Genomic DNA, 13,115 nt, shown 5'->3' with positions numbered 1-13,115 from the left:
CCTGTTCGTGCCGATGACCTTCGTGTCCAAGAAGGCCATCCACCGCGGCATCCCCACCTACTTCGCGCGCGGCATCCTCAAGGAGATGCGCAACCCGGGCAGCTCCTTCATGGGCCGCACGGTCTTCGAGGCCGCCGGCTTCGTCAAGACCAAGTTCGCCGAGGGCGACCACCCGGACATGCAGATCCACACCCTGCCGTGGAGCTACCCGACGCCCAACCAGGACGCCGACAAGCTGCACCTGGTGGACCGCCGCCCGGCGCTCACCGTCATGCCCAGCCTCATCTACCCGAAGAGCCGCGGCGAACTGAAGCTGGCCTCCGCCGACCCGTTCGCCTCGCCGCTCATCGACCCGGGCTACCTGACCGACCCGTGGGACACCGAGTTCCTGATCGAGGGCATCAAGATGATCCGGGAGGTCATGTCGCACAAGAGCATCGCGGGCGACATCACCGAGAACTTCTTCCCGGGCCAGGAGTGGGCGGACGAGACGGCGCTGCGCCGCGAGCTGCCCAACCGCGTGCACTCCATCTACCACCCGGTCGGCACCTGCCGCATGGGTGTGGACGAGCGCGCGGTCGTCGACCCGACGCTGAAGGTGCACGGCATCGAGGGCCTGCGCGTGGCCGACGCCTCGATCATGCCGAGCATCACCGGCGGCAATACCAACGCGCCGAGCTACATGATCGGCGAGAAGGCGGCCGAATTCATCGGCTGACCACAAGCCCGCGGAGGAGTGCTGCTACTTCCCTGGTAGCTCCCCCGCGCGGGTCAGCGGATCACGACCACCGCTGACCCGAAACAGCCCCGGGCCTACTACCTCTCGGCCCGGGGCTGTTGTTTTCTCGTATCAGGAGGAGTCACGGTGTCCCTGCCCGTCGATATCTGGCTGAACGCGCCGCTCGCCGAATCGGCTTCCCGCGCAGCGCGATTGCGCGAGCTCGGGGTGGACGGGGTGTTCACCTTCGAAGGCGCGCACGACGTGTTCCCGCCCTTGACACTGGCCGCCACGTCCGGCGTCGACATCATGACCAATGTGGCCATGGCGTTCCCGCGCAGCCCGATGCATCTGGCGCACACCGCGTGGGATCTGCAGTCATTGTCGGGCGGGCGGTTCCGGCTCGGGCTCGGCAGTCAGATCCGGACCCATATCGAGCGGCGCTACGGCAGCACCTGGTCGGAGCCGGTGGAGCGAATGCGCGACACCGTGCTGGCGGTGCAGGCGATCCTGCGGGCCTGGCAGGAGGGGGAGCGGCTGGACTACCGCGGCCGGTTCTGGCAGCACACGCTCATGACCCCGCAGTTCGATCCGGGACCGAATCCCCATGGGGCGCCGCCGGTTCTGGTCGGCGCACTGGGGCCGCGCATGACCACCATGGCGGCGGAGGTGGCCGACGGACTGCTGGTGATGCCGTTCAATACCGAGCGGCACTTCCGGGAGCGGACACTGGCGGCCGTCGCGACAGGGCTCGGAGACTCGCCGCGGCCCTTCGAGATCATCGTGGAAGCCATTGTGGCCATGGGCGATTCGGAGCGAGAACTGCTCGAGGCGCGCCGGGCGGTGCGAAACCTGCTGGCGTTCTACGGTTCCACGCCCGCCTACCGTCCGGTCCTGGAGGTGGAGGGCTGGGCGGAGCTGCAACCCGAGCTGAACCTGCTCTCGAAGCAGGGGCGGTGGCGGGAGATGGCCGGGCTCATCGAGGACCCGATGGTGAACGCGCTCACCGTCAGCGGCACACCGGTCGAATGCGCGGAGCTGATCCGTACCCGCTTCGGCGACAGCGCCGCTCGCGTCTGCTGCTATTTCCCGGGCTACCAGGTCACCGATGTCGCCATCGCCGACCTGGTGACCGCGCTGCACTCCTGAACTTTCACAGTCCACGAAAACTGCCCATCAGCAGGCATTTTCGCAATTACAAGATCTTGTTAAGGCCGTGCCAAGCGCGGCTCGGCATCGTTTGTGTCAACGCCGGAACGCACCGGCGGACCCAACGAGCCACCATCCGGGGGCGGGAACGCTGGGGCCGACCCGTCTACGAGGGGTGGCGGGTCGGCCACAGCAAACCAACCAACCGGTACTCAATTGGGGACATGGCCTACCGCGAAGGGGGTGGTAGGCCAGCGCAGAACCCGCCGAGTCCGACCACGAGGGGTGTCGGACTGGGCGGGTTCTTTGTGTGGCAGGCTAACGGTTAGCGATCTTGTTCGTCCGATTTGTGGCCTTGTCCGCCCGGAAGACGGCATCATGTAGGTAAGTGCGCCAAGAAGATTGGGATTGCCGATGGAAACCGTGGTCGTCTTCGTGCTGGCCTGCCTGATCTACTGGTGGGGCCTACTCTGACGTGGGAGTTTGCGCGACCGCGTGCAGCGCGTCCGCGATGCGGCGGCTGAAGTGGTCGGCATCCTCGGTGCCGTGCGTGAGCGCGCGCATCAGGGTCGCACCCCGCAGGAATTCGAAGATCGCCTCGACATCGCAGGCGCCGGCCGCCTGACCCGATTCGGCAGCGGCCACGAGCAGCTCGCGCAGTGCCTGAATCGTCGGCCGCTCACCGCCGTCGAGCAGGCGGCGGTAGCTCTCCCGATCGTCGTGATACTCCGAGAGCAGGCCGGGGATGGCCGATCGCGCCGCCGGGTGCGCGGCGGCATTCAGGAACAGGCGCGTCCAGGCCAGTAGGTCGGCGCGCAGGTCGCCGCTGGGAACCGGGTGATTCTCGGTGTCCAGGGCGAAGATCGCATCCTCCACCAGGGCACGCTTGCCGGGCCAGCGGCGGTAGATCGAGGTCGTGACGACTCCGGCACGCCGGGCCACGGCCGCGATGGTGGTGGCCTGGTAGCCGTCGCGGACCAGGAGTTCCTGGGTCGCCGTGAGCACCAGGGCATCCAGTTGCGGGTCACGGGGTCGGCCGGGGCCGGGGCGGGCGGTCCCGGTGGCTGCGGTCACGGGGCTCCCCTCTCGCTCGGGTCGGTGGCAAATTCTGAAACAGGTTACAACGTCGTCCGATTTGAAATACGGTATGGCCCGTATTCTAATTCAGGAGGCACCCATGCTGACGCCCCAGGACGAACTGCTCGCCCACCAGCTCCCCACCACCTTCGACCACGTCCAGCAGAGCGATCTGCGCTGGACCGAACGCGTCGTCCTGTACGGCTTCGACACCACCGGCGAGATCAGCGTGATGACCGGCATGGCGCGTTACCCCAACCGCAATGTGCTCGATGCCTACGCCATGATCACGATCGGCGACAAGACCGCCCACGTGGTCCGGCTCTCGCGCGAGATCGGCGACCGCTACGACGGCCTCGCCGACTGGCAGGTCGGCCCGTACAGGTACGAGATCGTCGAACCGCTGCACAAGGTGCGCGCCACCCTCGGCGACAACGAGCACGGGGTGCGGCTGCAACTCGACTTCGAGGGGCAGTTCCCGGCCTACGAACAGGAACCCGCCTTCTTCCGCAGCCGCGGCCGGGTGCGCGAGGACGCCCGGCGCTACTACCAGAACGGGCGCATCTCCGGGTGGATCGAGGTGGCCGGCACCCGCTTCGAGATCGATCCGGAGACCTGGTGGTTCGGGCGCGACCACTCCTGGGGCACCCGCCACGGCGGGGGCGGCGGCAGCCTCGGCGAGGGCGAGGGCCTGCAGCCGGGCGACATCCCCGACGGCGTCCTCTACTACATGGGCATCTTCCAATTCGAGGACGAGCTGGTGCATTTCGCGCAGCGCGAGACCGCCGACGGGCAGCGCTGGCACTTCGAGGGCACCGTGCTGGCCCCGATCGGCTCCGCCGCGCGGCCGGTCCCGATCGTCACCACCGACCACGCGCTGACCTTCCGCGACGACTTCCGCATCGTCAGCGGCGGCAGCTTCACCGCACGCGGCGCCGACGGCCGCGACCGTGAATTCACCATCACGCCGGTCTCCGGCTTCTGGCCCGGCCTCGCGGGATACGACCACTACCGCGGCTACGCTTCCGGACTGTGGAAGGGCGCGGACTGGAGCGACGGCTTCACCGCCGACCTCACCGACACCGCGGATCTGCGGCAGGTCAGCATGCTCAGCGAGACCTTCTGCCGCATCGAGACCGCCGGCAAGGTCGGATACGGGCTGGTCGAAATGGTGTTCATGGGCCGCAATGCGCGGTACGGGTGCGAGGGGTACTGACCGTGAGCACCACCCGAATTCCGGCCGAGCAGCTGGCGACGGCACTGGAACCGGCCGTACGCGAGCACCTTTCGCCCGCCGGGAACGCGCGCGTGCTCGAGCTCGCGCGCACCGAACGCGGATTCGCCACCGAGACCTATCTTTTCGAGGTCGAGGACGATTCCGGCCGCACTCCCCTGGTCCTGCGACGACCGCCGGACCTGTCGCTGTTCCCGGACTACGACCTGCTGCGGCAGGTGCTGGTGATGCGCCGGTTGGCGGACACCGGGCTGCCGGTGCCGGCCGTGGCCTGGCTGGAGCGGGGCGACAATCCGCTCGGCAGCCCGTATTTCGTGATGAACCGGCTGGAAGGCCGGGCGCCGAGCGACTATCCGTCATATCACGCCGCCGGGAACTACTTCGAGGCCACGCCCGAGCAGCGGGCTCGCATGTGGTGGGGATGCGTGGACACCATCGCCGAGGTCAACCAGTTGGATTGGCGGGCACTGCGATTGGACTTCCTCGCGTTTCCCGAGCATGGCGCCGGGGTCGTCGAGCAGGGCGTGAACTATCTGGACGCCGCGCTGCAGTGGGCTTGCGAGGGAACGCCGCCGGAGACCTACCGGCGGGCGGTGGCGTATCTGCGCGACAACCTCCGCGAACCCGAGCAGCCGTGCCTCTGCTGGGGTGACGCCCGGATGTCGAACATCCTGTACGACCACGACTTCCGGGTCCGCGGTGTGCTCGACTGGGAGATCGCCCATCTCGGTGTCCCGGAGTCGGATCTGGCCTGGCTGCTGTTCCTGGACTGGGCGTGCAGCGAGTACGAGGGCCGTCGCCCGCTGCCGGGCACACCGACCCGCGCCGAGACCATCGCCTACTACGAGAAGCGGACCGGTCACGAGGTCCGCAACCTCGAGTACCACGAGGTCTTCTCGGCCGCCCTGTTGTCGATTCCCCTGTTGCGCATGACCCACCGCGTACAGCTCCCGCCGGAGATGAACATCACCGGCTTCTGCACGGCCCGCATCGAGCAATTACTCGACTGACACCGGCCGGCGCCGCGGTGTCGCAGCAATGACTTCCAGCCGCGGCAACGACTCCGCCCCCGGCGTGCTGCCGGGGGCGGAGTCGTTCGCGGGTGTCGGGACTAGCGGGCTTCGACCAGGTCGGCCTCGGCCGGAACCCCTTCCGGCGCAGCCGGCTTCGCGCCCTTCATCAGGAAGAATGCGACCACGGTGGCAGCCAGCACCGCCGCGCCACCGGCCAGGAAGGTGTTCGACATAGCGTCGGTGAAGGCATCGCGGGCCGCGGACACCAGGCTGCCGTCATCAGTGGCGAAGGCTCCGGCGATGCCCTCCCGGGCCGCCGCCGGAGCGTCGGCGGGCATGGCGTCGGTGTAGGTACCGGCCAGCACCGCGCCGAGCACCGCGACACCGAGCGCACCACCGGTCTGCTGAATGGTGTCGTTCAGCGCCGAACCCACGCCCGCCTGCTCCGGCGGAATCGCACCCATCAGCGCACCGACGGCGGCCGGCATGGCCAGGCCCGCACCAGCGCCGACCAGCGACATCGCCAGGGCCGGCAGCCAGAAGCCGGAGTCGGAGGTCAGCGCGGCCAGGGCGCCGAAGCCGCCCGCCAGCACCAGCATGCCGACCAGGGCGACGGGACGCACACCCAGCTTCTGCACCAGCGCGGCGCCCAGGCCGTTGAACACCAGCGCGGTCAGCGCGAACGGCGTGAAGGCGAGGGCCGTCTTGATCGGCGAGTAGCCGAGCACGAACTGCAGGTACTGGGTCAGCACCAGGGTCAGGCCGGCATTGGCGAAGGTGGCCAGCACCAGCGAGAAGCTGGATCCGGTGAAGACCCGGTTGCGGAACAGCTGCAGCGGAACCATCGGGTGCTCAGCCTTCAGTTCACGAATCACGAAGGCCACCAGCACGACAACCGCCAGCACCAGCGTCGCCCAGGTGCCGTGCAGGCCCTTGGCCGGGAACTCGATGATGGACCACACCAGCGACACCATGCCGACGATCGAGAGCACCATGCCCGGCAGATCGATCGGACGGGCGGGGCCCTTGGATTCCGGCATCAGGGCGAAGGCGGCCGCGATGGCCAGTGCCGCGATCGGCACGTTCAGCAGGAAGACCGAACCCCACCAGAAGTGGTTCAGCAGCACGCCGCCCAGCACCGGGCCGCCGACCATGCCGAGCACGGACACACCGGTCCAGGCGGCGATCGCCCTGGGCCGCTCGTCCTCGTCGAACACGGTGATCAGGATGGACAGCGTGCTCGGCATGATGAGCGCGCCGCCGACCGCCATGATCACGCGGCCGGAGATGAGCATCCCTGTGCTGGTCGCGTAGGCCGCGATGAGGGAGGCCGCGCCGAAGAGTGCCAGCCCGAGCACCATCACCAGCCTGCGGCCGAAGCGGTCCGACAGGCTGCCGGTGGTGAGCAGGAGGCCCGCGAAGACCAGGATGTAGGAGTCGATCACCCACTGCAGGGCCTGGGACCCGGCGTGCAGGTCGATCGCGATCTCCGGCAGCGCCACGGTGAGGACCATATTGTCGATCACCAGCACGAGCGTGGCCAGGCAGAGCACGACCAGGATCAGCCAGCGCTTCGGATTGCGCTGGGCCGCAGGCGATGTCAGCGCCTCGGTCAGTTCGTTCGCAGTCATTTCGGTTCCCCTTCGAGAAGCTCTTCCGCACACTGTGCGGCGTTGTCGAACACTGTACGGTCTACGTACACTGTTCGCAATAGGGAACGCTGTACGGTCGAACGAACGGCGTTCTAGCTGGGGTTATGCTGTTCCACGGACGAAGGAGGAAGAGCCATGGCGGCCAAGGCACAGGAGTTCTCGTCGGTGTGGACCCGCCCGCAGCGACAACGGCGAGATCAGCCCGCACTGAGCCGGGAACAGATCGTGTCCGAAGCTCTCGCGCTGCTCGATACCGAGGGCTACGACGCGCTCAGCATGCGCAAGCTCGGTTCCCGCCTCAATGCCGGAGCCACCTCGCTCTACACCCACGTCACGAACAAGGACGAGATCCTGGAACTGGTGATCGACGAGGCGTTCGGCGAGGTCCACGAGCCCGCCACCATCGCACCGGAGAACTGGCGCGCCGATCTACTCGCTCTGGGTCGCGATGTGCGCGACACCGTCCTGCGCCACCCCTGGATGAGCACCGCCATCACCGGAGCCGGACTCGCCTACCTCGGCCCCAATCTCATGCGCCTGTCGAACGCCATGCTCGCGACCCTCGAAGCGGCGGGCTTCGACGACGCGGAGGCGGACCGGGCCTCGAATGCCTTCTGGGCCTTCGTCCTCGGCTCCGCCGGCACCGAAACCGCCATGCTCACCAGCGTCTCCCGCAGCGGGCTCAGTGAACAGGAATGGTTCGCCAAGATGATGGCCGCGTCCGAACAGGCGGTACGCGGTTACCCCCACGTCGCCAAACGGTACGGCGTCTACCGGGAACTCGACCCCACGCAGTCCAGGAACGACTTCTTCGACTCCGAGCTCGGACTCATCCTGGACGGACTGGAGTTTCGACGCGACCGCGCCAAATGAGCCGCGGCGGGCGGTGATTCAGCCCAACGTCGCCAGCCGACGGCGCTGGGCCGGAGTCTCCACCACCACCGAGCCGATCACCAATCCGGCCAGCACGCTGAGCAATCCCGCCACCGGAATGTGGGTCGCGATCGGCAGCAGCCCCGCCACCAGCATGGCGGTGAGCAACCGGATCACCACGACACTTTCGCGAATTCCGGTGAAGGCGGCCCGGGTCAGCGCTACCGAGACCAGGTACACGATCACGCCGCCGACGACACAGTCCGCGGCGGTGGCATTCGATTGCGCACTGCCGCCGGTCACCGCGATGCCCATCGACGCGCCGGCCAAGGCCAGACCGAGCAGCAGCGGCAGGTGCCCGAAGGTGTAGAGGTGCAGCAGTTTTCCGGTGCGCGCCAGCTCGGTGTGCGAACCGGGGCGTATTCCGCTGCCATTGAAGTAGGACCACCACAGGCCCACGGTGAGCGCGAAGGCAGCGGCCGCGGTCACCGCCGCCCAGCCGGCGGTGTGTACCGCCGCGAGGCCATTGGTGAAGCCCAGCACGGATTCGCCCAGGATCACAATGGTGAAGAGCCCGAAGCGTTCTCGCAGATGGTCGGTCTCCTGCTCGACGCCGGCCAGCCGCCGGGTCACCACCAGCGGCAGGGCCAGCTCCATGAGCATGGCCAGCGTCCAGGCGCCGTAGCGCAGCGGGCCGGCGTCGCAGGCGAGGCCGCCGAGCCAGCCCACCGCGCTCACGGCCGAACCCAGTGTGAACGAACGGAACACGGCCCGCAGTGCCGGATTCCGCCGGGAATCCCAGGCGTACAGCAGGGCGACACCGGCCCGGGCCACCAGGTACGCGAGGACGAATCCCGCGTCCACGCCCCGGCTCTGGCCGACCGCGCCCGCGAACACCGCCATGCCCACGATGCCGGTCAGCCCGAAACTGGTGAGCAGGCGGTGGGCCGCGGTATCCCGATCGGCCCGATTGGCGTGCACCGCGTACAGGACCCAGGCCCACCACAGCGGCACGAACAGTCCGGCCGCCGCGGCCACCGATCCGGCATCGGGGCGCGCGCCCACCCGATGCGTGATCTGGCCGACCGCCGCCGCGAACACCAGATCCCCGAAGCATTCGAACCAGGTGGCCCGGCGCGGTGTGGTGGTTTCCGGTGCGGCGGCGGAGCTTTCGAGCATGCCGACCAAACTACTGGCCGGTCAGCGACCCGTCGCGAGACTGGTGCCGCCATTGGCGTCGAGCACGACGCCGGTGATGAATCCGTTGATGGCCAGCATGTGGATGGCGCGGGCGATGTCCTCGGGGCGGCCGACGCGGCCGACCGGGGTGGTCGCCACCAGGCCGTCGAACAGGGCGGTGCGCTGCGCCTCGGGAACCCGGTCCCACCACGGGGTGTCGATGACGCCCGGGGAGACGGCATTGATGCGCAGCGGGGCGAGTTCGACGGCGAGCGGCGGCACCATGGCGTCGAGCGCGCCGTTGATGGCGGCCAGGCCCGCGGTGCCGGGGAAGGCCGAGCGGGACGAGCCCGCGGTCACCAGGGTGACCGAGCCCTGCGAATCCAGGTGCGGGAGCGCGGCTTTCAGGATGCGCACCTGCGGCCAGAACTTGCCGTCGAAGCCGGCGGCCAGCTGGTCCAGATCGAGGTCGGCGAAGGGACCGCTGCCGGCCGAGCCGCTCACCGAGATGACCAGGTGGTCGATGGTCCCGGCCTGGGCGAAGAAGGCGTCGATATCGGCCTGGCTGGTGGCGTCCAGGGCGTAGCCGGTGGTCTTGCCGCCGATACGCGCGACGGCCGCGTCGAGCTTGTCCCGCCCGCGGCCGGTGATGACGACCTCGGCGCCGTCGGCCGCGAAGGCGGTGGCGGTGGCCTCGCCGATGCCGGAGCTGCCACCCATGACGACGACGCGCGGTGTTGTGGTCATTGTCGGAAACCCTCTCTGTCGCTGTCCGTCTATTCTTACGGAACTGACAGTCTCGACAACACTGTTGGCGAGACTTTTAGTCTCGACAAAGCGGTGAGGTGCGTCACAGGAGGGCGATCATGGAAAGCACGGCGGCACAGCCCAATCCGGCGCGACCACACACCGGGCGACGGCGCAACGAAGCCACCCGGCAGGCCATCCTCGATGCCTCGCTGCGGCTGCTCGGCGAATCCGACGGCGCACCGGTCACCATCGACGCCATCGCGCGGGCGGCCGGCGTCGGAAAGCAGACCGTGTACCGGTGGTGGCCGTCCAAGGGCGCGGTCCTGCTGGACGCGCTCACCGAACGGTCGGCGCTCGAGGCGCCGCCGCCGGACAGCGGCTCGCTGCGCACCGACCTGCGCACCCTCATGGAAGCGACTTTCCGTGGCGCACAGAGCAGTTCGACCGCACCCGCGCTGCGCACGCTGGTGCGCGAGGCGGCGCACGACCCGCATCTCGCGGAGCTGTTGCAGACCTTCACCGCGCAGCGCCGGGCAGCGGTGCGGGCCGTGCTCGAGCGCGGGCGGCTACGCGGCGAACTGCCCGCCGACGCCGATCTCGATCTGCTGGTCGACCAGTTCTACGGGGTGTTCTGGTACCGCTTCATCCTCGGCCACGCGCCCCTGGACGACGCGCTCGCCGAACGGCTCACCGACTCGATGCTGGCCGGCCGCTGAAGAATTCGGCCGAACGATCGGTCTGTGCCAGATGCCGCAGCGCGGCGATGAGCTCGTCACCGAGCACGTTTCCGACCACGACCGTCTCGGCCATGCTGTCGATATCGCCGCGCGAGGTCAGCACGGCCATGTCCAGTTCGGCGATCGACTCCAGGGCGTGGGCGTAGTCGTCGAGGCGGTCCGCGATATCGCCGTGGCCGAGCTGGCGCAGCGCGCCGACCACCTCGGCGGCGGCCGACACCGCCGGATTGTCGCGACCGACGCGCCAGCCCAGGCGATCGAGCATGGCCTCCACCTCGGCGCGGGCGGCGGTCCGAGATTCCTCGTCGCAGAAGGCGATGCTGCGGGCGGCGGTGTGCTGGGCGACGCCGAGGATCTTGTGGGTGCCGAGATCCGAATCGTCCAGGGCCGCGATCACCTCGCGCGCCGAGGCGATGGAGAGCCCGCCGACCTCGACGAGCGCCCGGATCAGCCGCAGGCGGCGCAGATGCGCGTCGTCGTACTGCGCCTGATTGTGGCCGGTCGCCTCGCCCTTGGGCAGCAGGCCTTCCCGCAGGTAGTACTTGATCGTCGGGGTGGACACGCCACTGGCCTTGCTCAGCTCCCCGATTCGCATCGGACCTCCTCGTCGCCGCGCGGGGCTTGCCCACCGAGCCCCCATCATAGATAGCCGCGTTATGGACACCGCAGCTATCCGCTGCGCGGATATGACGAAGGCCCGCGCCACAATTCGCGGCGCGGGCCTCGTGCGGGGTCCGGGGAAGGCCCCGGACTGTCCCGGGATTCGGGTCAGAGCTGCTCGCGGACGCCGATCTCGATGCGCTTGCCGAGCTCGGCGTCGACACTCTTCCAGTAGTCGAAGACCCGGCTCAGGATCGGCTCGCGCACGCCGCCCAGGATGTGGCCGACGACATTGCCCACCAGGCGATCCCGCTCGGCGTCGTTCATGACCTCGCGGACCAGGGTGCCGGCCTGCGCGAAGTCGTTGTCCTCGCGGTGCTGGAGGTAGCCGGCCCGGACCATGGACGGGTCGAACGCCCAGGCGCCGTCGTCGATGGCGCGCGCCGGATCGGCGTGCGGGCCGCCGAAGGAGTTGGGCGCGTACACCGGAACGCTCGCGGCATTGTGCGCGAAGCGCATGGCGCCATCCTGCGAGTAGGAGTTCACCGGCGCGGCCTTGGCCCGGTTCGGCGGCAGCTGCTCGTGGTTCGCGCCGATTCGGTAGCGGTGCGCGTCGGCGTAGGCGAAGACGCGGCCCAGCAGCATCTTGTCGGGCGAGAAGGCAATGCCGGGAACCACATTCGACGGCGCGAAAGCGGCCTGCTCGATGTCCACGAAGAAGTTCGCGGGGTTGCGGTTCAGGGCCCAGCGGCCGACCTCGATGAGCGGGTAGTCCTGCTGCGACCAGACCTTGGTCAGGTCGAACGGGTTGAAGCGGTAGTTGTCCGCCTCGGCGACCGGCATGATCTGGACCTTCAGGGTCCAGCTCGGGAAGTCGCCGCGCTCGATGGCCTGGTACAGGTCGCGACGGTGGAAGTCGGCGTCCTTACCGGCGAGCTCGTCGGCCTCGGCCTGGGTCAGGTTCCTGATGCCCTGGTCGGTCTTGAAGTGGTACTTCACCCAGAAGCGCTCGCCGGCCTCGTTGATCCACTGGTAGGTGTGCGAGCCGAAGCCGTCCATGTGGCGCAGGGTGGCCGGGATGCCGCGGTCGCCCATGAGCCAGGTGACCTGGTGGGCGGTCTCCGGGCGCAGGGTCCAGAAGTCCCACTGCATGTTCGCGTCGCGCAGGCCGGAGCCGGGCAGGCGCTTCTGCGAGTGGATGAAGTCGGGGAACTTGATCGGGTCCTTGATGAAGAACACCGGGGTGTTGTTGCCGACGATGTCGTAGTTGCCCTCGGTGGTGTAGAACTTCACCGCGAAACCGCGCGGGTCGCGCCAGGTGTCGGGGCTGCCCTGCTCACCGGCGACGGTGGAGAAACGCACCAGCGACTCGGTGCGGGTGCCAGGCTGGAACAGCGCGGCCTTGGTGTAGCGGCTGACATCACCGGTAACCACCAGTTCGCCGAACGCGCCCGAACCCTTGGCGTGCACAACGCGCTCGGGCACCCGCTCCCGGTTGAAGTGGGCGAGCTTCTCGATCAGGTAGTGATCGTGCAGCAGGATCGGGCCCTGTGTGCCCGCGGTGAGCGATTCGTTGTCGCTGGGCACCGGGGCGCCGGTATTGGTGGTGGTCGCCTTGGTCATGTTTTCGAGCGTGCCGAGTTTTCTGGAACTAGTCAAGAAAAGTCCGCAGGGCGGTGAGTAAACAAAGGTATATACAGTCCGGACGCGCAGGTTCGGCAAATATCGAGCAAAGGTTTATCGCGGGACCACGGGTGGCGCTGTCGGCGGATGGTTCGGCGGCCGGGGGACGCCCGAGGTCCATCGGGGCGGGGTCAGCGCCTCGGCGTGCCGGCCACGCGCGGCCAGCAGCTCGATCACGCCGATCCGCACCTCAGGGTGACACCGGACACCATCGCGGCACCGTTGCCCAGATCACAGTGCCCACCCCGGAATAGATCCGGCGGACCCCGGGTTGATCCCCCTTGCCGGCGTCGGAACAGCCCCGGGCCGCACCCTTCGTCGCTACGAGCGACCACTCGCCGAGAGGCGCTTGTTGGGCGTCGGCTTCAACTTTCCGGGTTCGCCCGAGCGGCATGCGTCGGACCCGGCTCGCGCACACCGGGATTCGCTGACCGGCCGCCACCCCTGGTT

General features: G+C 68.5%; 12 protein-coding genes. 6 read left to right on the top strand and 6 right to left on the bottom strand.

Features of this window, described 5'->3' with window-relative positions; translation table 11 throughout:
* Together ACFXN1_RS06785 and ACFXN1_RS06780 are read left to right on the top strand one after the other, a co-directional pair.
* Nucleotides 1-718, top strand: a 718-nt coding sequence (locus ACFXN1_RS06785; RefSeq protein ID WP_379463518.1) for a GMC family oxidoreductase, incomplete at its 5' end; no start/stop codon positions are given.
* A 153-nt stretch (nucleotides 719-871) separates the two neighbouring features.
* Nucleotides 872-1,867 carry a TIGR03617 family F420-dependent LLM class oxidoreductase gene (locus ACFXN1_RS06780; RefSeq protein ID WP_379445565.1) on the top strand — a complete coding sequence of 332 codons (996 nt, stop codon included), beginning with the start codon at nucleotides 872-874 and terminating at the stop codon, nucleotides 1,865-1,867.
* Between the two features lie 465 nt (nucleotides 1,868-2,332).
* On the opposite strand, the gene ACFXN1_RS06775 is transcribed toward ACFXN1_RS06780, so the two are convergent.
* Nucleotides 2,333-2,941 (bottom strand): TetR/AcrR family transcriptional regulator, encoded by a 609-nt coding sequence (locus ACFXN1_RS06775; protein WP_379445555.1) that lies wholly within the window; start codon nucleotides 2,939-2,941, stop codon nucleotides 2,333-2,335.
* A 103-nt stretch (nucleotides 2,942-3,044) separates the two neighbouring features.
* Here ACFXN1_RS06775 and ACFXN1_RS06770 point away from each other — a divergent pair, with 103 nt between their 5' ends.
* A complete protein-coding gene (locus ACFXN1_RS06770) occupies nucleotides 3,045-4,160 on the top strand; it encodes a hypothetical protein (RefSeq protein WP_379445554.1) in 1,116 nt (371 codons plus the stop codon).
* Nucleotides 4,161-4,162: 2 nt separating this feature from the next.
* Entirely contained in the window at nucleotides 4,163-5,188 is a 1,026-nt protein-coding gene (locus ACFXN1_RS06765) for a phosphotransferase family protein (RefSeq protein ID WP_379445553.1), read from the top strand.
* A gap of 101 nt (nucleotides 5,189-5,289) precedes the next feature.
* Here the strand turns inward: ACFXN1_RS06765 and ACFXN1_RS06760 are convergent, their stop codons facing one another.
* Nucleotides 5,290-6,822, bottom strand: a complete 1,533-nt coding sequence (locus ACFXN1_RS06760) for an MFS transporter (protein ID WP_379444490.1) — start codon at nucleotides 6,820-6,822, stop codon at nucleotides 5,290-5,292.
* A gap of 156 nt (nucleotides 6,823-6,978) precedes the next feature.
* Here ACFXN1_RS06760 and ACFXN1_RS06755 point away from each other — a divergent pair, with 156 nt between their 5' ends.
* Nucleotides 6,979-7,716 carry a TetR/AcrR family transcriptional regulator gene (locus ACFXN1_RS06755; protein ID WP_379444489.1) on the top strand — a complete coding sequence of 246 codons (738 nt, stop codon included), beginning with the start codon at nucleotides 6,979-6,981 and terminating at the stop codon, nucleotides 7,714-7,716.
* An 18-nt stretch (nucleotides 7,717-7,734) separates the two neighbouring features.
* Here ACFXN1_RS06755 and ACFXN1_RS06750 read toward each other — a convergent pair whose 3' ends face one another.
* Nucleotides 7,735-8,895 (bottom strand): low temperature requirement protein A, encoded by a 1,161-nt coding sequence (locus ACFXN1_RS06750; RefSeq protein WP_379444487.1) that lies wholly within the window; start codon nucleotides 8,893-8,895, stop codon nucleotides 7,735-7,737.
* A 21-nt stretch (nucleotides 8,896-8,916) separates the two neighbouring features.
* On the bottom strand, nucleotides 8,917-9,642 hold the full coding sequence (locus ACFXN1_RS06745) for an SDR family oxidoreductase (protein WP_379444485.1): 726 nt from the start codon (nucleotides 9,640-9,642) through the stop codon (nucleotides 8,917-8,919).
* Nucleotides 9,643-9,761: 119 nt separating this feature from the next.
* Between ACFXN1_RS06745 and ACFXN1_RS06740 the strand changes: the two genes are divergently transcribed.
* On the top strand, nucleotides 9,762-10,361 hold the full coding sequence (locus ACFXN1_RS06740) for a TetR/AcrR family transcriptional regulator (RefSeq protein ID WP_379444483.1): 600 nt from the start codon (nucleotides 9,762-9,764) through the stop codon (nucleotides 10,359-10,361).
* On the opposite strand, the gene ACFXN1_RS06735 is transcribed toward ACFXN1_RS06740, so the two are convergent.
* On the bottom strand, nucleotides 10,333-10,977 hold the full coding sequence (locus ACFXN1_RS06735; protein ID WP_379444481.1) for a MerR family transcriptional regulator: 645 nt from the start codon (nucleotides 10,975-10,977) through the stop codon (nucleotides 10,333-10,335). The two genes, ACFXN1_RS06740 and ACFXN1_RS06735, sit on opposite strands and share 29 nt — an antisense overlap.
* Nucleotides 10,978-11,150: 173 nt before the next feature.
* A complete protein-coding gene (locus tag ACFXN1_RS06730; RefSeq protein ID WP_379444480.1) occupies nucleotides 11,151-12,605 on the bottom strand; it encodes a catalase in 1,455 nt (484 codons plus the stop codon).
* Between the last annotated feature and the right edge of the window lie 510 nt (nucleotides 12,606-13,115).

It is taken from the genome of Nocardia sp. NPDC059154, from assembly GCF_042755705.1.
Lineage (GTDB): Bacteria > Actinomycetota > Actinomycetes > Mycobacteriales > Mycobacteriaceae > Nocardia.
The sequence above is the reverse complement of the archived record's forward strand: the minus strand, read 5'-3'. Positions and strand labels throughout refer to the sequence as shown.

What these genes read in the sequence shown, in the direction of transcription:
- ACFXN1_RS06770 (WP_379445554.1), top strand. Translation starts at nt 3,045, where the DNA reads ATGCTGACGCCCCAGGACGAACTGCTCGCCCACCAGCTCCCCACCACC.
- ACFXN1_RS06760 (WP_379444490.1), bottom strand. Translation starts at nt 6,822, where the DNA reads ATGACTGCGAACGAACTGACCGAGGCGCTGACATCGCCTGCGGCCCAG.
- ACFXN1_RS06755 (WP_379444489.1), top strand. Translation starts at nt 6,979, where the DNA reads ATGGCGGCCAAGGCACAGGAGTTCTCGTCGGTGTGGACCCGCCCGCAG.
- ACFXN1_RS06750 (WP_379444487.1), bottom strand. Translation starts at nt 8,895, where the DNA reads ATGCTCGAAAGCTCCGCCGCCGCACCGGAAACCACCACACCGCGCCGG.
- ACFXN1_RS06745 (WP_379444485.1), bottom strand. Translation starts at nt 9,642, where the DNA reads ATGACCACAACACCGCGCGTCGTCGTCATGGGTGGCAGCTCCGGCATC.
- ACFXN1_RS06740 (WP_379444483.1), top strand. Translation starts at nt 9,762, where the DNA reads ATGGAAAGCACGGCGGCACAGCCCAATCCGGCGCGACCACACACCGGG.
- ACFXN1_RS06735 (WP_379444481.1), bottom strand. Translation starts at nt 10,977, where the DNA reads ATGCGAATCGGGGAGCTGAGCAAGGCCAGTGGCGTGTCCACCCCGACG.
- ACFXN1_RS06730 (WP_379444480.1), bottom strand. Translation starts at nt 12,605, where the DNA reads ATGACCAAGGCGACCACCACCAATACCGGCGCCCCGGTGCCCAGCGAC.